This is a genomic window from Sphingomonas sp. P4_G2 (assembly GCF_056401155.1).
The window spans coordinates 428,916-449,573 of sequence record NZ_JBFUJY010000002.1 but is presented as its reverse complement, the minus strand read 5'-3'; the positions used below and the strand labels follow the sequence as shown (position 1 = coordinate 449,573).

The following is a 20,658-nucleotide window of genomic DNA, read 5'->3' as shown; positions in this document are numbered from 1 at the left end:
CCCTTAGATCCTGATGGTCACCACCGCCTGTGCGGCAATCCCCTCGCCACGGCCGGTGAACCCCAGCCGCTCGGTCGTCGTCGCCTTGACGCTAATCTGCTCGCGCGACACCCGCAACAGCGCCGCGACGCGATCGCGGATCGCGTCACGATATGGGCCGATCTTCGGGGCCTCGCAAATGATCGTCAGATCGACGAAATCGATCATGCCGCCCTTGGCCGCCACCAGCGACGCGGCGTGTTCGAGGAATTGCCCCGATTCGGCGCCTTTCCACTGCGGATCGCTCGGCGGGAAATGCTGGCCGATATCGCCCGCGGCGATCGTGCCCAGCACGGCATCGGTGATCGCGTGGAGCGCGACATCGGCGTCGCTATGCCCCGACAGACCTTTGTCGTGCGGGATCAGCACGCCGCCCAGCCACAAACGCTCGCCTGCGACGAGGCGGTGGACGTCGTATCCGGTCGCGGTCCTGACGCGCATAGTGGCTCCCAACCGGGCCTCGGCGAGCGCGATGTCGCCGGGATAGGTGATCTTGTCGAGCAGGGGGTCGCCACCGATCATCGCGACGTTATGACCCGCTCGGCGCAATATCTGCGCGTCGTCGGTCGCTTCCTCGCCGACCGGCCAGGCGCGATGTGCGGCCAGGATGGCGGCGTAGTCGAACGCCTGCGGCGTCTGCACGCGAACCAGCGCCGAACGATCGACGGTGTCGCCGAGACAATCGCCTTTGCCCGCAATCGTGTCGGCGACGGGAAGAGTAGGGACCGCGCCCTTGGCGTCATCCAACGCCGTCAGCAGCCGGTCGATCACCGCGGCGGGCACGATCGGACGCGCAGCATCGTGGATCAACACGCGTTTCGCGGCGCCGATCGCCTCCAGCCCGTTCAACACCGACTCGCGCCGTGTCGCGCCGCCGATGACCGTCTGTCCCTCGACGAATGGCTCGTTGCCGGCCGCGACGACCGTGACGACGCGGGCGATCCCCGGATGCGCGGCCAGCGCACGCCGGCTATGCTCGACCAGCGGCAGGCCGGCCAGCAGCAGGAATTGTTTGGGCGTATCGCCGCCGATCCGCTCGCCTTTTCCGGCGGCAACGATCAGGGCAATGGTTTCGGCAGACATGGCCGCGCGCCTAGCGCAGCCCGCGCGACCTTGCCAGCGCCATCGCGCCGAGCTATGCGCTGCCCGATTTTTAAGCACATGACCAAGCTCGCGCCCATCCAGGTCGGTCCCGTCCGGATCGAGACCCCGGTGATCCTCGCACCCATGACGGGCGTGAGCGATCTGCCGTTCCGTCGGCTCGTGCGGCGCTTCGGCTCGGGGCTCAATGTCACCGAGATGATCGCCAGCCAGGCCGCGATCCGCGAAACCCGCCAGTCCATCCAAAAGGCGATGTGGGATGCGATCGAGGAGCCGGTCTCGATGCAGCTGGTCGGCTGCACGCCGTTCGAGATGGGCGAGGCGGCCAAGCTCGCCGAAGACAAGGGCGCGGCGATCGTCGACATCAATATGGGCTGCCCGGTCCGCAAGGTGACCAATGGCGATGCCGGGTCGGCGCTGATGCGCGACCTCAAGCTCGCCAGCGCGATCGTCGCGGCGTGCGTCAAGGCGGTCAAGGTTCCCGTCACGCTCAAGATGCGGATGGGCTGGGATCATGCCAGCCTCAATGCCCCCGAACTCGCGCGGATCGCCGAGGATCTCGGCGTGCAGATGGTCACCGTCCATGGTCGCACGCGCAACCAGATGTACAAGGGCGAGGCCGATTGGGGGTTCGTTCGCTCGGTCAAGCAGGCGGTGAACGTGCCGGTGATCGTCAACGGTGACATCTGTTCGTCGGAAGACGCGGTGAAGGCGCTGGAGCTATCGGGCGCGGATGGCGTGATGATCGGCCGCGGGTCCTACGGCAAACCATGGCTGCTGGCGCAGGTGATGGCGTACCTGCAACAGGGCCGGGCAGTCGCCGAGCCTTCGATCGACGAACAATATAATGTCATCGCAGGGCATTATGACGATATGCTCGACCATTATGGCACCGAAACCGGCGTCAACATGATGCGCAAGCATATCGGCTGGTACACCAAGGGCCTGCCCGGCTCGGCCGAGTTCCGTAACAAGGTGAACCAGGAACCTGACGCCAATCGCGTCAAGGCGATGCTGGCCGATTTCTATGCGCCCTGGCGAGCCCGCGCCGCTGCCTGACTCGCCCAATTTCGCCGAGCTTTTCGCCGGATTGCCGATCGCCATCCTCGTGGTCGATCCCGAGGGACTGGTGCGCAATGCCAATGGCGAATGCGAGTTGCTGCTCAACCAATCCGAACGCGCCATGCGCGGCCTGCCGCTTGGCGATGTCTTGACGCCACCGCCCGGCGCGGGAGACGGGCGCGCGGTGTCGGCGTTCGACTTCGATATCGGCACCGACCGCACCGGCCGGCTGCGCGTCGATTATTACGAGACACCGGTGGCGGACCATGACGGATGGCGCGCGATCGCGCTCCACGCCACCAGCGGCACGCGCAAGGTCGGCCAATCCGCCGAACGTAGTGGTGCGCGCGCGGTAATCGGCGCGGCGGCGATGCTCGGCCACGAGATCAAGAATCCGCTCTCCGGGATCCGCGGTGCGGCGCAATTGCTTGCGGCCGAAGGCGCCGGTGCCGAACTCACCACGTTGATCACCACCGAGGTCGACCGCATCGCCGCATTGATCGACAAGATGCAGGATTTCACGGGGCGCCAAGTCAATCCGCAGCCGACCAACATCTACCCACTGCTCGATCATGCCCGGCGCGTCGCCCAGACCGGTTTCGCGCGCGAGATCACCATCGAGGAGAGCTTTGATCCGTCGCTACCGCCGGTCCTCGCCGATAATGACGCGCTGCTGCAGATTGTCATCAACCTGTTGAAAAACGCGGCAGAAGCGCTCGATGACGTCAAGAAGCCGCGCATCCTGATCTCAACCGCTTATCGCCACGGCCTGGCGGTCGATGCCGGTCCCGGCCGGCCGCGCCGCGGTCTGCCGATCGAATTATGCGTGATCGACAATGGCCCCGGCGCGCCCGCCGACATCGCCGACCATTTGTTCAGTCCGTTCGTGTCGAGCAAGCCCGAAGGGCAGGGGCTCGGCCTCGCGTTGGTCGACAAATTGGTGCGCGATATGGGCGGCGTCGTGCAATATTCGCGCGAAGGGGCGCCTGAAATGACCATCTTCCGTATCCTGCTGGCGCGCGCGCAATGAGTCGACCGGGGAGCCGATCGGGCAATATCCTGGTGCTCGACGACGATTCGGCGATCCGCACCGTGGTCGCGCACGCGCTGCGCCGTGCCGGACACCGCGTCACCACGACTGCGAGCCTGGCCGAGTTCAACCGCGAATTGCGCGCCGCGATGCCCGATGTCGTGGTGAGCGACGTCGTCCTGCCCGACGGCAATGGCCTCGATATGGTGGCGGGGTTAGTCCAGGCCTATCCGCAGCTGCCCGTGATCGTGCTATCGGCGCAGAATACGCTGACGACCGCGGTGCGCGCGACCGAGGTCGGCGCTTATGACTATCTGCCCAAGCCGTTCGATCTGGACGATCTGACCCGCGCGGTGGATGGTGCCCTCGCTCGCCAGGGTGGCGGCACCGCCGAAGCGCTGGAAGACGCCGATCGCGCGCTGCCGTTGATCGGTCGCTCCCCGGCGATGCAGGACGTCTATCGCGTCATCGCGCGGGTGATCTCGAACGACCTGACCGTGCTGATCTCGGGCGAATCGGGGACCGGCAAGGAACTGGTCGCGCGCGCCATCCACGATCTCGGTCCGCGCGCGCATGCGCCGTTCCTGGCGATCAACATGGCAGCAATCCCGCGCGAGCTGATCGAGGCGGAATTGTTCGGCCACGAACGCGGTGCCTTTACCGGCGCGCAGGCGCGATCGGCCGGTCGGTTCGAGCAGGCCGCCGGGGGCACATTGTTCCTCGACGAGATCGGCGACATGCCGCTCGAGGCGCAAACGCGGCTGTTGCGGGTGCTGCAATCGGGCGAGTTCACCACGGTGGGTGGTGCGCGGACGATCAGGGCCGACGTGCGGATTGTCGCCGCGACCAACCGCGACCTCAACGCGCTGGTCCAGTCGGGGCAATTTCGCGAAGATTTATTCTATCGTCTCAATGTCGTACCGGTTACTCTTCCTGCCTTGCGCGAACGGCGTCAGGACATTGCGCTGCTCGCGCGTCACTTCCTCGACCGCGCCGCCGAGAACGGCCTTCCGCGCAAGCGCCTCGACGAGGCGGCGATCGTCGCACTCGAGGCACATGACTGGCCCGGCAATGTCCGCGAGCTCGAAAACATCATGCGGCGACTGGCGGTACTGAGTCGCGATGAGGTGATCGGCGCAGGCGAATTGGGCAGCGTGATCGGCATGCCCTCGGCCGCAATACCGGTCGGCGCCCTCGATCTCGATTCAGCGGTGCGAGCGCGCCTCGATCGTATAGCGCGCGAAGATCCGCGCGAACTCGACGACGGCACGATCTATGAGCGTATTATCGCCGAAGTCGAACGGCCGCTGATCGAGGCGATGCTGGCGCGCCATGGCGGCAACCAATTGCGGGCGGCGCGCGCGATGGGGATCAACCGCAATACGCTGCGCAAACGCCTCGACACGCTCGGCATAGATCCGGGCGGCACGGCGGACGGGGGCTGATCCACGACGGTTTGACGTCAAATATGTGTTTTCCTTGCCACGCAACCGTTGTATTCCTGCAACGATGAGTGGCGAGAGCATGACGGCCGCGCCCCGGCGTTTCTGGGACGGGCGTCCCCGAATTACCCCAGCTTTCGAGCTGACCGTGCTCGTGCTGGCGATCGCGGTCGCCGTCGCCACCTATTTCGTCGTGCGCGCCGGCGCCGCACCGCAACGCTTGCTGACACCGCCGCTCGTTGCCTTGTTGCTGGTGGTCAATCTCGGCCCCTGCGTCGCATTGATCATGCTGCTCGGCCGCCGCATCGCGAAGAGCCGCGTGGCGAAATCCGGCACGGGCGGGGAAGGGCGGCTCCACGTCCGGCTGGTCGCATTGTTCTCAACCATCGCCACCGTGCCGACGGTGCTCGCGGTTATCTTCGCCTCGGTGATGTTCCAATATGGCGTCGAGTTCTGGCTGTCCGACCGCGTCAGCAACGTGCTCAAGAACGCCACCACATTGGCGCAGGAATCTTACGAGCAATCACTCTCCAACTGGAACGCCAACGCGCTGCAGGCGGCCGATGATATCGCCGCGCATTGGACCCCCGAATGGCTGCGCACCGCAACGCCGCAGAACGTCGTCAGTAAGCGTGATCCTTATGGTTACACACTAACCAACTATCTAACATTACAACTCTATAACCGACAATTGTCCGAAGGTGCGCTATTCCGGGTCGAGGCCAACAACCAGATTCAGTTCCTAACCAGAGTCGATGAATATGGCAGTGTCGAAAAGCAGATCGACCCGGTAGCGGTAGCGTCAGTCCAGCGCGACAAACGCAGCGTCGTCACCGTCCAGGGCGATCGTATCCGCGTCGTTGCGCCAGTGCCGGGCGTCGACGGCCTATTGCTCTACGCTGGCCGAGTGACCGAAGGGGGCGGGGCCAACCGGCAATTGCAGCGGTTCGACGATGTTGTCGCCGATTTCCGGGCGCTTCAGGCGCGCGCCCGTGCGCTACAGCTGCAATTCAACGCGGCCTTGTTCATCGTCGCACTGTTGATCGTCGGGATCGCGGTGTGGATCGCGTTGGTCGTCGCCGATCGTCTGGTCCGCCCGGTTGGCGAAATGGTGGCGGCCGCGCGGCGGGTCGCCGATGGCGACCTTACTGCGCGTGTTCCCGATCCACGCACCGATGACGAGGTCGCCACATTGGCCAATGCGTTCAACCGCATGACCTTCAGACTGCAGGAACAGACGGGGGCGCTTGAAAGCCGGCGCGCGTTGATCGAGGCGGTGATGTCGGGCGTCTCGGCCGGCGTGATCTCGGTCGATGGCGGCGGAACGATCCGGCTGCTCAACGCCTCCGCGGTCGCCCAGCTGAAACTCGACGAAGCTGAGGCGGTCGGCGCGCAACTGGTCGCCGTCGCGCCCGAGCTCGCCGAGTTGCTGGAGGGCGGCCCGCGCGAGTCGATCGTGCAATTGACCACGGGCGGCGAGCCGCGGACGCTGGCGGTGCGCATCACCGCCGATGAGGACGGCCGCGTCCTGACGTTCGACGACATCACGCAGCAATTGCTCGATCAGCGCCGCGCCGCATGGTCCGACGTCGCGCGGCGTATCGCGCATGAGATCAAGAACCCGCTGACCCCGATCCAGCTCGCCGCCGAGCGCCTGCAACGTCGCTATGGCAAGACGATCGACGAGAAGGACGGCGTGTTCGCCCAGCTGACCGACACGATCGTGCGCCAGGTCGGCGATCTGCGTCGGATGGTCGACGAATTCTCGTCCTTCGCGCGCATGCCCAAGCCGGTCTTCCACCCCGAATCGCTGATCGACCTCACGCGGCAGGCGGTGTTCCTGCACGAAGTCGCGCATTCCGATATCACTTTCCGGCTCGATACGCCGGAGGCCGCACCTTTGGTCTGCGATCGCCGCCAGATCGGCCAAGCGCTGACCAACATCATCAAGAATGCGGTCGAGGCGATCGAGGCGCGCGGCGAGGATGCGCCGCCCGGCGAGATCAACGTCACGCTCGATCATGGCGAGCGTCTGATGACCGCGACGATCAGCGATAACGGCATCGGACTGCCGCTCGAGCGCGATCGCATCGTCGAACCCTATATGACGACGCGCGCGCGCGGCACCGGCCTGGGCCTGGCGATCGTCAAGAAGATCATCGAGGAACATTGCGGCACGATCGCCTTTGCCGACCGCCCTGGCGGCGGGACGGTCGTGACGATCGTGTTCGACACCCTCCAACTCGACGCCCTGCTCGAAGACAATCGTGACCCCGCGGAAACCAGCAAGGGCGAAGGCGCGCTGGCGATGCTTACCCGTACCGGACAAAAATCATGAGCCTGGACATCCTCGTCGTCGACGACGAGCAAGACATTCGCGAACTCGTAGCCGGCGTCCTGCAGGACGAAGGCTATGAGACGCGCGCCGCCGCCGACAGCGACGCCGCGCTGGAAGCGATCGCCACGCGCCGGCCGAGTCTGGTATTGCTCGACGTCTGGCTGCAGGGATCGCGGCTCGACGGACTCGAATTGCTCGAGGAAATCAAGCGGCGGGACGCCTCGATCCCGGTGCTCGTCATTTCCGGCCATGGCAATATCGACACTGCGGTCGCCGCGATCCGGCGCGGCGCGGTCGATTTCATCGAAAAGCCGTTCAACGCCGATCGCTTGCTGCTGATGGTCGGCCGCGCCACCGAAACCGAGCAATTGCGCCAGGAAGTCGCGTCCTTGCGCGCGGCGACCGGGCGCGACACCGATCTTACCGGCACCTCGACCGCGATCAACGCGGTTCGCGCGACGCTCAAGCGTGTCGCGGGCACCGGCAGCCGCGTACTGATCATGGGATCGGCCGGAGTCGGCAAGGAAGTCGCCGCGCGCCTGCTGCACAGCTGGAGCCAGCGTACCCAAGGGCCGTTCATCGTCGTCAGCGCGGCGCGGATGATCCCTGAGCGGGTCGAAGAGGAATTGTTCGGCGTCGAGGAAGCGGGCGACCTGGTACGCACCGGCCTGCTCGAACAGGCCCATGGCGGGACCTTGTTCCTCGACGAGATCGCCGACATGCCGATCGCGACGCAGGGCCGGATCCTGCGCGTGCTGACCGATCAGAGCTTCACCCGGGTCGGCGGCACGCGCACGGTCAAGGTCGACGTCCGCGTCGTCTCGGCGACCGCACGCGACCTCCAGGGCGAAATCGCCGAAGGCCGGTTTCGCGAGGACCTCTATTACCGGCTCAATGTCGTGCCGGTCACGATCCCGCCTTTGGCCGATCGCCGAGAGGACATTCCTGCGCTGGTCGACCATTTCGTCGCGCATTATGCCGCCGAACGCCGCGTGCCAACGCCAGAAGTCGCCGATGACGCCATGGTGGCGCTGCAAAGCTATGAATGGCCGGGCAATGTCCGCCAGCTTCGGAACGTGGTCGAACGGACGATCATCCTGGCTCCGGGAGATCGCATCGGGCGGATCGACGTCGATTTGTTGCCGGCCGATGTGCTGGGCGGCGCGGGCGAGGGGGCCGGTGCCTCGGCGATGATGGGGGCGCCGTTGCGCGAAGCGCGCGAGACGTTCGAACGCGAATATCTCAAGGTCCAGATCCGGCGTTTTTCGGGCAATATTTCGCGCACCGCGACCTTCATCGGGATGGAGCGGTCGGCGCTGCACCGCAAGCTCAAGCTGCTGGGAATCACCGACAGCCGCGACGAATAGGGTCGGTGCAATGTGATGTGTCCCCTGGGAGCATCGTAAGCACGCTGGACGCAGAGGCCGGGCCTCACCTATATAACGGATCGCGCGTGCCGCGTGGGCATGCGTTTCAGACGCCAGAGAACGGCGCCATGCGGGTCAAGGCCCGCCAAGACCAAGGATCGCCATATGGCCGACAAACAGACCTCGCTCCAGGACCTGTTCCTGAACGCTCTTCGCAAATCGAAGACGCCGGTGACCATGTTCCTGGTCAAGGGCGTGAAGCTCCAGGGCATCGTCACCTGGTTCGACAATTTCTCCGTTCTGCTGCGCCGCGACGGCCAATCGCAGCTGATCTACAAACACGCCATCTCGACGATCATGCCGTCCAACCCGATCGACATCGCGGCGATCACCGACGCCATCAGCTCGGATTCGAAGAAATCGCCGCTGCTGCAGGAGATCTTCCTCAACGCGGTGCGCAAGTCGGAAGACAGCGTGACCATGTTCCTGGTCAATGGCGTCATGCTTCAGGGACATATCGCGGCGTTCGACCTGTTCTGCATGCTGCTCGAGCGCGAAGGCATGGCGCAATTGGTCTACAAACATGCCGTGTCGACGATTCAGCCGGCGCGTCCGCTGAATCTTGCTGAAGAATCAAACGGTTCTGACGAGGATTGACCACAGGATTTGAACGCGATCGCGACGAGTTCGCCCGCGGTGCACGGGCGATCGTCGTGTTGCCCGACCAGGGCAATGCCAGCCGCGATGCCGACGCCCGGCTCGCGGAGACGGCGGGGCTTGCCGCCGCGATCGGCGTCGAGGTGGCGGAAAAGATCGCCTATCGCGTCCGCCAGCCCAAGCCCGCGACGCTGATCGGCTCAGGCCAGGTCGAGCAACTCGCCGCGCAGGTCCGGATGGAAGACGCGCAGCTCGTCGTGTTCGACGCCGGCCTGACGCCGGTGCAGCAGCGTAACCTGGAAACCGCGCTCGAGTGCAAGGTGATCGACCGCACCGGGCTAATCCTCGAGATATTCGGCGAACGTGCGGCGACCGCCGAGGGGCGATTGCAGGTCGAGCTAGCGCATCTCGATTATCAGGCGGGCCGGCTGGTGCGCAGTTGGACTCACCTTGAACGTCAGCGCGGCGGCTTCGGCTTTCTCGGTGGCCCAGGCGAAACCCAGATCGAAGCCGACCGCCGCTTGATCCGCGACCGCATGGCGCGGCTGCGCAAGGAACTCGACCAGGTCAGCCGTACGCGCGGACTGCATCGCGATCGGCGCCAGCGCGCGCCCTGGCCGGTGATCGCACTGGTCGGCTATACCAATGCTGGAAAATCGACACTTTTCAATCGATTGACCGGTGCTGACGTCATGGCGGAAAACCTGCTGTTCGCGACGCTCGATCCGACACTGCGCCAGATCCAGTTACCGGGAATCGACAAGGCGATCCTGTCGGACACGGTGGGATTCGTCTCCGAACTGCCGACCCAGCTCGTCGCGGCGTTCAAGGCGACCTTGGAGGAAGTGGTCTCGGCCGACCTGCTGATCCATGTCCGCGATATCGCGCATCCCGATACCGAAGCGCAGCGCGCCGATGTCGAGGACGTGCTGCGCGAGATCGGCGTCGCCGACACGACGCCGCGGTTCGAGGCATGGAACAAGATCGACCTGCTCGACGGCGATCAACGCGAGGACGCGCTGCTCGAGGCCAGCCGGCGCGATGACGTGGTCGCGATCTCGGCAATGAGCGGGGAAGGGGTCGAGGAACTGAAGCTCAAGGTCGCCGCTCGGCTGACCGCCGGGCATCGCCGATACTCGATCACGCTCGATGCCGCCGATGGATCGAGCGCTGCCTGGCTGCATCAACATGGCGAAGTGTTGGGACAGGAGCTCGAAGGCGATCGCGCGACCTACGACGTGCGAATGGCGCCGCGCGATTTTGAGCGGTTCGGCCAGAGATAGATCGGTGAAGGGCGTCTTCGAGGTCAGCGGTAATTCGCGCTACGACGACGAAATATCGAGTCGCTATCATTTTCCCAACCGTGGCCGGTATAAGGAGATCGCGGAGCAATTGGTCGGCGATTGGATCGTATATCGAGAAACGCGCGCGGCAGGCGGTAGCATGAGCTATACCGGCGTTGGGTTTGTAGATCGAATTGATCCCGACCCCTCGGACCCTAAGCACTTCTACGCACGGATATCACAATATCTAAAGTTCGATCGCCCAATTCCCTACCGCAACCCAACTGGCAGATTTGCCGAGCAATTCTTGCGTGACTTGGATCGGCCCTCGGATGCCGGCCGTACATTAAGGGGCGGGTCGGTTCGGGAGTTGCAGGCAAGGGACTTTGTGGAGATCGTGGATCAGGGGCTGTCTGACACGCTCAGTCTTGCAAACCGCATCAAGCTTGGTCTCGATGCCACGGAAATCGATTACGAGACCGCCCGGCAGCTAAGCGAGCCGCCGACCGAACGGCGCATCGAAGCAATGCTGATCAATCGGAAAATTCGCGATGCGAGTTTTCGTCGGCAGGTGCTCGATGCCTACGACAACAGGTGCGCGGTCACGCGTCTGAGAATTGTAAATGGGGGAGGGCGTGCGGAAGCGCAGGCTGCTCATATCTGGCCAGTTGCGCACGGCGGACCGGACACCGTCCAAAATGGCATAGCGCTGTCGGCCACTGCTCATTGGCTATTCGATCGCCATTTGATCAGCCTCGATGAAAACTATCGGCTCCTGGTTTCGGACAACAAAGTGCCCTCCGAGCTGAAGCAACTTTTTCCCCCGGCGGGCGAGTCGATCCGACTCCCTTCGGATCGATCGCTTCATCCGAGCCAAGAATATGTGGCCCGGCACCGCGACATCTTCGGGGGTGTCAGCTGAATTCCGCGCTTTTAACGCTGATCCAGAGGCGTTCTTTGCTGTCCAAATCGAGCGAAGCGAAACTCTCGTCGGCGGCTTCCATCGCTTTGAAACGGCGTTCGAATTTGGCGTTGGCGGCCCGCAACGCTGCTTCCGGATCGATGTTGAGCTTGCGCGCCCAATTGACCACCGCGAACAGCAGGTCGCCGACCTCTTCCTCGCGCTCGGCGTCGCTGGTGGCGGTTTCGACTTCGGCGAGTTCCTCGGCGATCTTCGCCCGCGGGCCACTCGCATCCGGCCAGTCGAAACCGGTGCGCGCGGCGCGCTTCTGGAGCTTTTCTGCACGCAGAAGGGCGGGGAGGCCGATCGCGACGCCGTCGAGCGCGCTTTCGGCGCCCTTGGCCCCCCGCTCCGCGGCCTTGATATGTTCCCACAGGTAATGGCCACCCTCGGCCGCGTCGCCAAAGATATGCGGATGCCGGCGCTCCATCTTGTCGCAGATCGCCGCGACGACATCGTTGAGCGCGAAATCGCCGGCTTCCTCGGCCATGCGCGCGTGGAACACGACCTGAAGCAACAAGTCGCCGAGTTCGTCCTTGAGATCGGCCATGTCGGCACGTTCGATCGCGTCGGCGACTTCATAGGCTTCCTCGATCGTGTACGGCGCGATCGTCGCGAAGGTCTGGACATTATCCCATTCGCAGCCGCTCACCGGATCGCGCAGCCGCGCCATGATCGCCACCAGACGCTCGATATCGACGCTACTCATGCGAAGGGGGAGCCCCCCGCTCGGCCATCGGCAAGATTGATAATATACATTATGTAAAACTCACTTGGGGTTTGGGGTGAGGATCAGCGTCTTCCCCTCAACCCGCCAGGATTTGAGCCGCGACAGGAAATTCATCCCAAGCACGTCCTGATCGCCGAATTCGGGCGCGACGATCGTCGGCAAGTCGGTCGCAGTGATGCCGCCGACCTTGAGCGACGCGATCGTTGCCGATTTGCCGGTCACCGTTCCGTTGGCGGTCGACACGACCGCCGGCGCCGCCATGCCATCGAGATCGATCTTGGCACTCGCGGCGGTCGTCGTGGACAGCGCGGTCACCGTCGCGCCGCTATCGACCAGCATGACGCGCTCGACACCGTTGATCGTGGCGCGTGCCCAGAAATGGCCGTCATCGGCCATCGGAATGCGGACCTCGCTGCCGACCACCGACTGATCGGGTCCGTAGAATAGCGCGCGCGTGCCGGAGATCAGCCATTGGTTCTGATTGACGATCGCCACCACGACCAGGCCGGTCGCGAAGATTCCGATCCAGGCGAGCGTCATGACGGCAACGCGGCTCAGGGGCATGCGGCGCGCGAACAGCGCCGATAGCGGCAGCACGAGCAGCAGCACGTAGAAAATCACGTTCCCGGTCGTATCGTTCATCGCGCCACCTCGACTTCGAGCCCGTCATACGCTGGTTCGACGCCGTTCGGGAGTTCGGCGAGCAAGGTCGCATAGTCCATCGATTGATCGAGATGTGTCAGCGCGGCCCGTTTCGGGCGAAGCTCCTCGATCCAGGCGAGCGCTTCGGCCAGATGGGGATGGCTCGGGTGCGGATGACGTCGCAATGCGTCGACGATCCAGAGATCGAGATTTTGATACAGGCTGCGCATGCCGTCGGTCATGACATTGAAATCGGTGGCATATCCGATCGCGCCGCCATCCGCGTCGAAGCGCAATCCGGCCGAGTGGATGGAACCGTGCGGCTGATCGGTGACCGTGATCGCTACGTCGCCGATGATCAGCCGATCGGGCAACGGCTCGAGCGTCACGGTCGCCGGATAGCCATCGCGCCCGGCAAAGACATAGCCGAAGCGCTCGGTCAGTACCGCGCCCGTCGCTGGCCGCGCGAGCCCGCGCACCGGCCGCCCGGCGGCGTGGAACAACTGACGCAGATCGTCGATGCCGTGCGTGTGGTCGGCATGATCGTGTGTCCAGATGACCGCATCGACGCGATCGACGTTCGCCGACAGCAATTGCTCGCGCAAATCGGGCCCGGTATCGACCAGGATGCACGTCGTCGCGGTCTCGACCAAAATAGATACGCGGCGGCGGCGATTCCTGGGCTCGGTGGGATCGCACGCACCCCAGTCATTGCCGATCCGCGGCACCCCCGACGACGTGCCCGAACCGAGGACCCGGACCTTCACGCCAGCGTCTTGGCAAACAGACGGTGGAAATTGGCGCGCGTTGCATCGGCCAGCTCGTCGGGGTCCTCGCCGCGCAATTGCGCCAGGAAGCGACAGGTATCGGCGACAAAAGCGGGCTCGCCGGTCTTGCCGCGATGCGGCACGGGGGCGAGGAACGGCGCGTCGGTTTCGATCAGCAAGCGCTCGCGCGGCAGCCGCGCCGCCGTCTCCTGCAGATCCCTGGCATTCTTGAACGTCACGATCCCCGAAATGGAGATATAAAAGCCGAGTTCCAAGGCCTTGTCGGCAAAATCGCCGCTCGCGGTAAAGCAATGGATGACGCCGCGATAAGCCCCCTGCTCCATTTCCTCGGCCAGGATCCGCGCGGTATCGTCCTCGGCGTCGCGGGTATGGACGACCAGCGGCAATTGGGTTTCGCGGCACGCGGCGATATGCGAGCGGAAGCTGGCGCGCTGCCGCTCGCGATCCGAATGGTCATAATAATAATCGAGGCCGCTCTCGCCGATCCCGACGACGCGCGGATGCGCCGCCCGCTCGATCAGCTTGGCGGTGTCGACATCGGGGTGCTGGTCGGCCTCATGCGGGTGGACGCCGATCGTTGCCCAGACGTCAGGCTCGCGCTCGGCGACGGCGATGACGTCATCCCATTCGCGCTCGCGCGTCGAGATGTTGAGCATCGCCACGACGCCGCTGTCGCGCGCACGCTGCAGGACGTCGCCCTGGTGCTCGGCCAGGCCCTTGTAATTGAGGTGGCAATGGCTGTCGGCGAGTCTCATGCCGCGTCCACCGCCATTTCGAGCCGCGGGAACACGCCGCTCGGTGCCGGCAGGGCGGTCCCCGCCTCGATCGGCCGATTGAGCGCGTCGAAATTGCGGAGGTCCGCGCCCTGCCCCAGCAGATCGAGCAATTTGTCAGCGCTTTCCGGGATCGCCCAGCGCGCCATGATCGCGATCCGCCGCACGGCCTCTGCGGCATAGTAAAGGATCGTATCGGCGCGCGCGGGATCGGTCTTGCGCACGCTCCACGGCGCCTGATCGGCGAAATATTGGTTGGCGTCGCGCGCGGCCGACCAGATCGCCTCCAGCGCGGTATGGATCGCCAACTCGCCCATCGCGGCGTGCATGCCGGCCTCGGCCGCTTTCACGCTCTCGACCAGCGCTTCCTCGGCCGCTGTCGCATTGCCCGGTTCGGGCACGCGTCCGTCGCAATTCTTGGCGATGATCGACAGGCCGCGTTGCGCGAGATTGCCGAGATTATTGGCGAGGTCGGCGTTGCAGCGCGTGACGATCGCTTCTTCCGAATAGCTGCCGTCCTGGCCGAAGCTGACTTCTCGCAACAGGAAATAGCGCAACGGATCGACCCCGAACCGGTCGGCGAGCTCTATAGGGTCGGTGACGTTGCCGACGCTCTTCGACATCTTCTCCCCGCGATTGAGCAGGAAGCCGTGGCCGAATACCTGTTTGGGCAAAGCGATGTTCGCGCTCATCAGGAAAGCCGGCCAGTAAATGGTATGGAATCGCACGATATCCTTGCCGATCAGATGCAGATCGGCGGGCCAGTATTTACCCAACGGGCCGTCGAGATCCGGGTAGCCGATGCCGGTCAGATAATTGGTCAGCGCGTCGACCCAGACGTACATGACATGGCCGTCGCTGCCCGGCACCTTGACGCCCCAGTCGAAGCTGGTGCGCGATACCGACAAATCGGACAATCCGCCCGAAACGAACGCGATCATCTCGTTGCGCCGGGCATCGGGCTGGATGAAGTTCGGATTGGCCGTATAGAGGTCGAGCAAAGGTTGCTGATATTTGCTCAGCCGGAAGAACCAGGTCTCCTCCGCGGTCCATTCGACCGGCGTGCCCTGGGGTGACAGCTTTTCGCCCCCTTCTCCCTCGACCAATTCCTTTTCGTCATAGAAAGCCTCGTCGCGGACCGAATACCAGCCCTCATAGCGATCGAGATACAGATCGCCGGCGGCCGCCATGGCTTCCCAGATCGCCCGGCTGGCGGCGTGATGATCGGCTTCGACGGTCCGAATGAAGCGATCATAAGAGATGTTAAGGCGATCATCCATCGCCTTGAAATATCCTGACATTTCGTCGGCGAGTGCCCGCGTTTCGACGCCGCGGTCGCGCGCGGTCTGGACCATCTTGAGCCCGTGCTCGTCGGTACCGGTCTGGAAGCGCACATCGCGCCCTGCCTGGCGATGATAGCGCGCGATCGCATCGGCGGCGATCGCTTCATAAGCATGGCCGATATGCGGGCGGCCATTGGGATAGCTGATTGCGGTCGTGATATAATAGGGTTCGGCCATGCCCTGCCCTCTAGTGCAGGTCCCGCGCGGATGGAACCTCCCTCCCCTAAACCTTCTCCCCCAAGAAGAAGGCTTGAGAGCCTCAGCGCGTCGCCAGCCGAGCGACGAGTCCGGCCATCTCGAACACCGTCCCTTGCGCGTCCAGTGAGAGACCAAGCGCACTTGCCGAAAGATTGCGTGCCGCATCGTGCGCATCGAGCGCGGTCCGCAGCGCTTCACCCGAGCGCGTACGGGCCGCCGCTGCGATGAAGCTCGGAGCCCGCTCGAGAAACGCTTCATAACGTTCCTGCGCCGCCTTGAGCGACAGCGCGCGAGCAAGTTCGGCGCGGACGGCATTACTGGCGTCCCCCTGCGCCAGCTCCTCCAGCGCCTTGTCCAGCCCGGAAATGTCGAGGCCGGCCATCGCCAAAGCGCGTGCCGGCGACCCCTGCCCCACCCGAATCAGCTCGTCGATCTCGTTCGACGCGACACCGGCATCGACCAGCGCGGCACGCATTTCCGCATCGTCTAGCGCCTCAAACCGAAGCATTCGGCAGCGCGAGCGGATCGTCGGCAGCAAGCGACCCGGCGCGTGGCTTACCAGCAGGAACACCGTACCGGCGGGCGGTTCCTCGAGATTCTTGAGCAAGGCGTTCGATGCGCCGGGCCGTTCGAGATCGTCGGCGGTATCGATCACCACCACGCGACGGTCCGAATAGGTCGCCTTCACGCCGAGAAAATGGTCGAGTTCGCGGACCTGGTCGACGCGGATCGACCGCGCCAATCCCTGTTCCGGCTTCTTCTCGTCGCGTGGCAATCGTTGCAGCAGCTTGAGATCGGGATGCGATCCGGCATCGATCAGTTGCTGCGTGCGGTCGCCGGGCGGAATCTCGAAATCGTCCGGCTGCCCAGGTCCAGCCAGAAGCCGGCGCGCGGCGAGCATCGCGAACCTTGCTTTGCCGACCCCTTCGGGACCGGCGAAGATCCAGCCGTGATGCAGCGATCCGCTATCGATCGCGGCGGAAAAAGCCTGCCGCGCCGCAAGGTTACCATAGAGTGGCGTCATGGCAGCAGGTCGGCGATCGCCTCGATCACGTCGGCCGCTACCGTGTCCACGTCGCCCCCCGCGTCGATCAAGCGCACGCGATCTGGTTCTGCCGCCGCGAAGCGCCGGAACGCCGCCGCGACATCGTCGTGGAAAGCCCGTTCGCGCGCGGCGAAGCGATCGGCTGCCGCCCCGTCGCGCGCCGCGGCGCGCTCCGCACCGATCTCCGGCGGAACCTCGAGCACCAGCGTGCGATCGGGCAATAGTCCGCGCGATCCGAAGGCATGGAGCGCGAGCACCGCCGCATCGTCGATGCCGCCTGCCACGCCCTGATAAGCGCGCGACGAATCGATGAAGCGATCGCTGATCACCCAGGTGCCGATACCGAGCGCCGGCTGGATTACCTTTTCGACATGGTCGGCGCGCGCCGCTGCGAACAGCAACGCCTCGGTATGTGAGCTCCAGCGCTTGACCTCGCCCTGCATCAGCAACTCGCGGATCGCTTCCCCGCCTTCGCTGCCGCCCGGCTCGCGCGTGACGATGACGTCGAGGCCTCGCGCGCGCAGTTCGTCGGCGAGGCGGCGGACCTGGGTCGACTTGCCCGCGCCCTCGCCGCCCTCGATCGAGAGGAACTTGCCGCGCGCCATGTGTGCGTCAGCCGCCGAACAACTGCATCAGGCCGGTCCAGGCGCGACCGAAGAATCCAGCCTGGCCGACATCCTTGTCGGCGACCAGCGGGAAGCGCTGATCGGGCATGCCGGGTGAGGTCACGATCAGGTCGGCGACATGGTCGCCCGCCTTGATCGGCGCCTTGAGCGGACCGTCATAGACGACCTTGGCATTGGTATTGGGCGTGGTGCCCGAGGGCACGGTCATCGCCAGATTGTCCGCTGCGACTAGCCCGACGCTGCTCGACGATCCCAGTTGGACCTCGGCAGTGGCGATCTGCTTGCCCTTGGCGACGATCGGATGCGATTGCCAGGCGCGGAAGCCCCAGTTCATGAACTTGACCGATTCTTCCTTGCGCTGGTTGAAGCCGGTGAACCCGGCGACCACCATCACCAGGCGACGGCCGTTCTGGATCGCCGACCCGACGAAGCTGTAGCCGGCTTCCTCGGTATGCCCGGTCTTCAGCCCGTCGGCGCCGGCAACGATGCCGAGCAACGGATCGCGATTGGCCTGATCGATCGCCGAGCCGTTCATCTGGGTGCCCCAGGTGAAATTCGGCAATGCGTAATAGCGTTTGTAGAGATCCGGGAAGTCGCGGATCGTCGCCTCGGCCAGCTTGGCGAGGTCGCGCGCCGTCACATAGGTCACGCCATTGTCCGGCCAGCCGTTCGACGTGCCGAAATGGCTGTTGGTCAGGCCGAGCTTCTTCGCCGCTTCGTTCATCCGGTCGGTAAACGCCGGTTCGGTGCCGGAGACACCTTCCGCCAGCACGACGCAGGCGTCGTTGCCCGACAAGGTGACGATGCCCTTGAGCAGATTGTCGACGCTGACGCTCTCATCGGCTTTCAGGAACATGGTCGATCCCTGGCTGTGCCACTTCTTCCAGGTTTCCGGGCTCATCGTGAATTGCTGGTCGGCCTTGAGCTGCCCCTTTTTGAGCATGTCGAACACGACATAGACCGTCATCATCTTCGCCAGCGACGCCGGCGGCATGCGGTGATCGATGTCCTTGGCGTAGAGCACCGCGTCGGACGACAGGTCGACCATATAGGCGACGGGCGCCGGGGTATCGAAGGTCGGCGCGGCGGCAGTGGCCGGCATGGCGGCCAGGACCAGAGCGGAGGCAGCGCTCAGGTGGATCATCTTGGGCATAAAGGTCATGGTGACAACAGTCCGTACGCTAAAGCAGGGGTAAGATCAGTCCTGGCGGACCACACGAGCATCGCCATAGCCCCGCGCCGCTGCCGCGTCACGTGCCTCGCTGGCCTGATTTTTCGTCGCATAGGGGCCCATCCGCACGCGCCATAGCTGGCCGGCGGGCATGATCTGTCCGCCCAGGCTCCTGGCGAGCGCGGCGGCGCGCGGTTGGCTCGAAAAGGCTGCCACCTGAACGTAGAATCCACCGGCGATCGGGGCGGCCGGAATCGGCTTCCTGACCGGCGGCTTGGCCGCTTGGGGTTCGGGTGGGATACGGACAAGCGGTGGGCGCGGCTGGATCTTCGGTGGCCCAGCGACGGGAGCCGGAGCGCCAGTCAGCCGCTGGCGGAGCCCGGAGAGCAACGACGGCGGCGTATCCAGCCGCGGCACCCCGGGCTCGCCCGCGCGCAGCGCTGCGAGGTCGGACGGGCTGGCAGTGACCGCGCGGATGCGTACAGCCTCACGTCCGGTAATGCCCAGCGTCCGCGCCGCACCTTGTGAGAGATCGATCAGCAAATTGCTCTGGCGCGGCCCGCGATCGTTGATCTGGACCAGGATCGTGCGCCCCGTGTCGAGCGCGGTCACTTCGGCATAGGAACCGAGCGGCAACGTGCGATGCGCCGCGGTGAAGCCCTTGGGATCGAACGGAACGCCCGATGCTGTGCGCCCGCCGGCCAGCTCGTCGCCGTACCAGGTGGCATAGCCGACTTCATCGTAGCGCGACTCGCCGCGTCCCGACGTGGCACGGGGGCCATCCGATGATGGCGGCCCGGCATCGGCTTCGTCGGCGGAGAGCGGTGTCGGCTGCGCCGCCGCTTGTGGAACAGATGGTGGATAGGTCTGTGGATAACCGCCCTGCGGCACATTGCCATAGGCCGGATCGGGCAGGCGCGGTCCGTCGCCAGACCCACCGCTCCCCACGCACCCCATCAGGACCAGGCATGCCCCAAGTCCGGTCCCGAACGCCCCTTTATTCAACCGCATCCGCCAGCAGCCCCACGCTCAACGCATAAAAATTCGAACAATTGTAATCGAGGATGACCCGGTAATTGCCGGTCAGCAGATAGGCCGTTTTGCCTGGTCCGTCCGGCTCGATCAGCGTCGCCTGCACGTTGGCCGCCGGCCATGCCTTGGATTGCGGCACGATTCCCAGCGCCCGCCATTCGGCGATCGATCGCCAGCCGCTTTGTCGAGCGAACACTTTGGGGCAGCGCGGCGAGATCAGCTTGTTGGTGACACCCGAGCGATCGAAGGTCGCCGGTACCGAGACGGCAAGGCCCCAAGGCTGCCCGCGTCGCCAGCCGGCATTGTAGAAATAATTGCCGATCGAGGCGAGCGTATCGGCGTCGCTGTTCCAGATGTCGGCGCGGCCATCGCCGTCGCCATCGCGCGCCATGCGCAGATAGACCGACGGCAGGAATTGCGGCCCGCCCATCGCACCCGCCCAGCTGCCGATAAGTTGGCTGCGCGCGACGCCGCGATCGACCATCCTCATCGAGGCGATCAATTCGCCTTCGAACAGCGAGCGGCGGCGGCCATCATAGGCCAAGGTCGCCAAGGCCCGCGGCAGGTCGAAATTGCCCATGATCCGACCGTAATTGGTCTCATGTCCCCAGATCGCGACCATGATCGATTCGGGAACCCCGGTTTGGGTCTCGATGCTGCGCAGATGTGCCCGTTCGGCGAGGTACTTCGCCCTGCCCTGCCCGATTCGGGCGGCATCGACATGGCTGCGCAAATAGGGTGCGAAGGGCGGCGATGCGCTGTTGGTCGGGTTGGCCGGATTGCCTCCCGGCTGGGCATGGTCGAGATCGATCACGCGTTGATTGAAAGTGAGCCCGGCCAATACCGAATCGACGCTCGACGGCTTCACTCCCTGGGCAATCGCGCGGCCGCGCACGCTTTGCAGATAGGCCTGAAACGCCGCATCGTCCTGTGCGTTCGCCGACCCTGTCGCCAGCCACAACCCGGCGGCCAGCGTGATCGCCGCCGCCATTCGCCCCATCATACCCCGTCCGCGCATCGGCAGACCGTG

The 20,658-nt window shown here is 64.7% G+C and carries 19 protein-coding genes; 8 read left to right on the top strand and 11 right to left on the bottom strand.

Annotated elements, in window-relative coordinates:
• Nucleotides 1-3: 3 nt before the first annotated feature.
• On the bottom strand, nucleotides 4-1,122 hold the full coding sequence (locus AC1DRD_RS07625; RefSeq protein ID WP_478040918.1) for a bifunctional 2-C-methyl-D-erythritol 4-phosphate cytidylyltransferase/2-C-methyl-D-erythritol 2,4-cyclodiphosphate synthase: 1,119 nt from the start codon (nucleotides 1,120-1,122) through the stop codon (nucleotides 4-6).
• 78 nt (nucleotides 1,123-1,200) lie between these two features.
• On the opposite strand from AC1DRD_RS07625, the gene dusB reads away from it, so the two are divergent.
• The 8 genes from dusB to AC1DRD_RS07585 all read left to right on the top strand — a co-directional run bounded on the left by dusB (nucleotide 1,201) and on the right by AC1DRD_RS07585 (nucleotide 11,241).
• Complete coding sequence (gene dusB, locus AC1DRD_RS07620; protein WP_478040917.1) at nucleotides 1,201-2,199, top strand: tRNA dihydrouridine synthase DusB; 999 nt, start codon at nucleotides 1,201-1,203, stop codon at nucleotides 2,197-2,199.
• Nucleotides 2,168-3,232: a two-component system sensor histidine kinase NtrB gene (locus tag AC1DRD_RS07615; RefSeq protein WP_478040916.1), complete on the top strand. Its 1,065-nt coding sequence runs from the start codon at nucleotides 2,168-2,170 to the stop codon at nucleotides 3,230-3,232. Before dusB ends, AC1DRD_RS07615 begins: the two co-directional genes overlap by 32 nt.
• Nucleotides 3,229-4,677 carry a nitrogen regulation protein NR(I) gene (ntrC, locus tag AC1DRD_RS07610; protein WP_478040915.1) on the top strand — a complete coding sequence of 483 codons (1,449 nt, stop codon included), beginning with the start codon at nucleotides 3,229-3,231 and terminating at the stop codon, nucleotides 4,675-4,677. Before AC1DRD_RS07615 ends, ntrC begins: the two co-directional genes overlap by 4 nt.
• Nucleotides 4,678-4,756: 79 nt before the next feature.
• Nucleotides 4,757-7,012, top strand: coding sequence for a sensor histidine kinase NtrY-like (locus AC1DRD_RS07605; RefSeq protein ID WP_478040914.1), 2,256 nt, complete (start codon nucleotides 4,757-4,759; stop codon nucleotides 7,010-7,012).
• Nucleotides 7,009-8,379 (top strand): nitrogen assimilation response regulator NtrX, encoded by a 1,371-nt coding sequence (ntrX, locus tag AC1DRD_RS07600; protein WP_478040913.1) that lies wholly within the window; start codon nucleotides 7,009-7,011, stop codon nucleotides 8,377-8,379. Before AC1DRD_RS07605 ends, ntrX begins: the two co-directional genes overlap by 4 nt.
• 99 nt (nucleotides 8,380-8,478) lie before the next feature.
• Nucleotides 8,479-9,036 carry an RNA chaperone Hfq gene (gene hfq, locus AC1DRD_RS07595; protein ID WP_478030134.1) on the top strand — a complete coding sequence of 186 codons (558 nt, stop codon included), beginning with the start codon at nucleotides 8,479-8,481 and terminating at the stop codon, nucleotides 9,034-9,036.
• Nucleotides 9,033-10,319 (top strand): GTPase HflX, encoded by a 1,287-nt coding sequence (hflX, locus tag AC1DRD_RS07590; protein WP_478030133.1) that lies wholly within the window; start codon nucleotides 9,033-9,035, stop codon nucleotides 10,317-10,319. Before hfq ends, hflX begins: the two co-directional genes overlap by 4 nt.
• A gap of 4 nt (nucleotides 10,320-10,323) precedes the next feature.
• A complete protein-coding gene (locus AC1DRD_RS07585) occupies nucleotides 10,324-11,241 on the top strand; it encodes an HNH endonuclease (protein ID WP_478040912.1) in 918 nt (305 codons plus the stop codon).
• On the opposite strand, the gene mazG is transcribed toward AC1DRD_RS07585, so the two are convergent.
• The 10 genes from mazG to AC1DRD_RS07535 all read right to left on the bottom strand — a co-directional run bounded on the left by mazG (nucleotide 11,234) and on the right by AC1DRD_RS07535 (nucleotide 20,646).
• On the bottom strand, nucleotides 11,234-11,989 hold the full coding sequence (gene mazG, locus AC1DRD_RS07580) for a nucleoside triphosphate pyrophosphohydrolase (protein WP_478040911.1): 756 nt from the start codon (nucleotides 11,987-11,989) through the stop codon (nucleotides 11,234-11,236). The genes AC1DRD_RS07585 and mazG overlap by 8 nt on opposite strands.
• A 60-nt stretch (nucleotides 11,990-12,049) precedes the next feature.
• Nucleotides 12,050-12,652, bottom strand: coding sequence for a retropepsin-like aspartic protease family protein (locus AC1DRD_RS07575; RefSeq protein ID WP_478040910.1), 603 nt, complete (start codon nucleotides 12,650-12,652; stop codon nucleotides 12,050-12,052).
• A complete protein-coding gene (locus AC1DRD_RS07570; RefSeq protein WP_478040909.1) occupies nucleotides 12,649-13,419 on the bottom strand; it encodes an MBL fold metallo-hydrolase in 771 nt (256 codons plus the stop codon). The genes AC1DRD_RS07575 and AC1DRD_RS07570 overlap by 4 nt, the downstream gene beginning before the upstream one ends.
• A complete protein-coding gene (locus AC1DRD_RS07565) occupies nucleotides 13,416-14,195 on the bottom strand; it encodes a TatD family hydrolase (protein ID WP_478040908.1) in 780 nt (259 codons plus the stop codon). Before AC1DRD_RS07565 ends, AC1DRD_RS07570 begins: the two co-directional genes overlap by 4 nt.
• Entirely contained in the window at nucleotides 14,192-15,733 is a 1,542-nt protein-coding gene (gene metG, locus AC1DRD_RS07560) for a methionine--tRNA ligase (protein ID WP_478040907.1), read from the bottom strand. Before metG ends, AC1DRD_RS07565 begins: the two co-directional genes overlap by 4 nt.
• Before the next feature lie 82 nt (nucleotides 15,734-15,815).
• Nucleotides 15,816-16,778: a DNA polymerase III subunit delta' gene (locus AC1DRD_RS07555; protein WP_478040906.1), complete on the bottom strand. Its 963-nt coding sequence runs from the start codon at nucleotides 16,776-16,778 to the stop codon at nucleotides 15,816-15,818.
• Nucleotides 16,775-17,404, bottom strand: a complete 630-nt coding sequence (gene tmk / locus AC1DRD_RS07550) for a dTMP kinase (RefSeq protein WP_478040905.1) — start codon at nucleotides 17,402-17,404, stop codon at nucleotides 16,775-16,777. The genes AC1DRD_RS07555 and tmk overlap by 4 nt, the downstream gene beginning before the upstream one ends.
• Before the next feature lie 7 nt (nucleotides 17,405-17,411).
• On the bottom strand, nucleotides 17,412-18,569 hold the full coding sequence (locus tag AC1DRD_RS07545; protein ID WP_478041210.1) for a D-alanyl-D-alanine carboxypeptidase family protein: 1,158 nt from the start codon (nucleotides 18,567-18,569) through the stop codon (nucleotides 17,412-17,414).
• Between the two features lie 54 nt (nucleotides 18,570-18,623).
• Nucleotides 18,624-19,607 (bottom strand): septal ring lytic transglycosylase RlpA family protein, encoded by a 984-nt coding sequence (locus tag AC1DRD_RS07540; RefSeq protein ID WP_478040904.1) that lies wholly within the window; start codon nucleotides 19,605-19,607, stop codon nucleotides 18,624-18,626.
• Nucleotides 19,594-20,646: a lytic murein transglycosylase gene (locus AC1DRD_RS07535; protein WP_478041209.1), complete on the bottom strand. Its 1,053-nt coding sequence runs from the start codon at nucleotides 20,644-20,646 to the stop codon at nucleotides 19,594-19,596. The genes AC1DRD_RS07540 and AC1DRD_RS07535 overlap by 14 nt, the downstream gene beginning before the upstream one ends.
• Between the last annotated feature and the right edge of the window lie 12 nt (nucleotides 20,647-20,658).

Excerpts from the sequence above, each read along its gene's own strand:
- metG (WP_478040907.1), bottom strand. The coding sequence starts at position 15,733 with ATGGCCGAACCCTATTATATCACGACCGCAATCAGCTATCCCAATGGC.
- tmk (WP_478040905.1), bottom strand. The coding sequence starts at position 17,404 with ATGGCGCGCGGCAAGTTCCTCTCGATCGAGGGCGGCGAGGGCGCGGGC.
- AC1DRD_RS07555 (WP_478040906.1), bottom strand. The coding sequence starts at position 16,778 with ATGACGCCACTCTATGGTAACCTTGCGGCGCGGCAGGCTTTTTCCGCC.
- mazG (WP_478040911.1), bottom strand. The coding sequence starts at position 11,989 with ATGAGTAGCGTCGATATCGAGCGTCTGGTGGCGATCATGGCGCGGCTG.
- dusB (WP_478040917.1), top strand. The coding sequence starts at position 1,201 with ATGACCAAGCTCGCGCCCATCCAGGTCGGTCCCGTCCGGATCGAGACC.
- ntrX (WP_478040913.1), top strand. The coding sequence starts at position 7,009 with ATGAGCCTGGACATCCTCGTCGTCGACGACGAGCAAGACATTCGCGAA.
- AC1DRD_RS07615 (WP_478040916.1), top strand. The coding sequence starts at position 2,168 with ATGCGCCCTGGCGAGCCCGCGCCGCTGCCTGACTCGCCCAATTTCGCC.
- AC1DRD_RS07605 (WP_478040914.1), top strand. The coding sequence starts at position 4,757 with ATGACGGCCGCGCCCCGGCGTTTCTGGGACGGGCGTCCCCGAATTACC.
- AC1DRD_RS07545 (WP_478041210.1), bottom strand. The coding sequence starts at position 18,569 with ATGATCCACCTGAGCGCTGCCTCCGCTCTGGTCCTGGCCGCCATGCCG.
- AC1DRD_RS07575 (WP_478040910.1), bottom strand. The coding sequence starts at position 12,652 with ATGAACGATACGACCGGGAACGTGATTTTCTACGTGCTGCTGCTCGTG.
- AC1DRD_RS07625 (WP_478040918.1), bottom strand. The coding sequence starts at position 1,122 with ATGTCTGCCGAAACCATTGCCCTGATCGTTGCCGCCGGAAAAGGCGAG.
- ntrC (WP_478040915.1), top strand. The coding sequence starts at position 3,229 with ATGAGTCGACCGGGGAGCCGATCGGGCAATATCCTGGTGCTCGACGAC.
- hfq (WP_478030134.1), top strand. The coding sequence starts at position 8,479 with ATGCGTTTCAGACGCCAGAGAACGGCGCCATGCGGGTCAAGGCCCGCC.
- AC1DRD_RS07540 (WP_478040904.1), bottom strand. The coding sequence starts at position 19,607 with ATGCGGTTGAATAAAGGGGCGTTCGGGACCGGACTTGGGGCATGCCTG.
- AC1DRD_RS07565 (WP_478040908.1), bottom strand. The coding sequence starts at position 14,195 with ATGAGACTCGCCGACAGCCATTGCCACCTCAATTACAAGGGCCTGGCC.
- AC1DRD_RS07535 (WP_478041209.1), bottom strand. The coding sequence starts at position 20,646 with ATGCGCGGACGGGGTATGATGGGGCGAATGGCGGCGGCGATCACGCTG.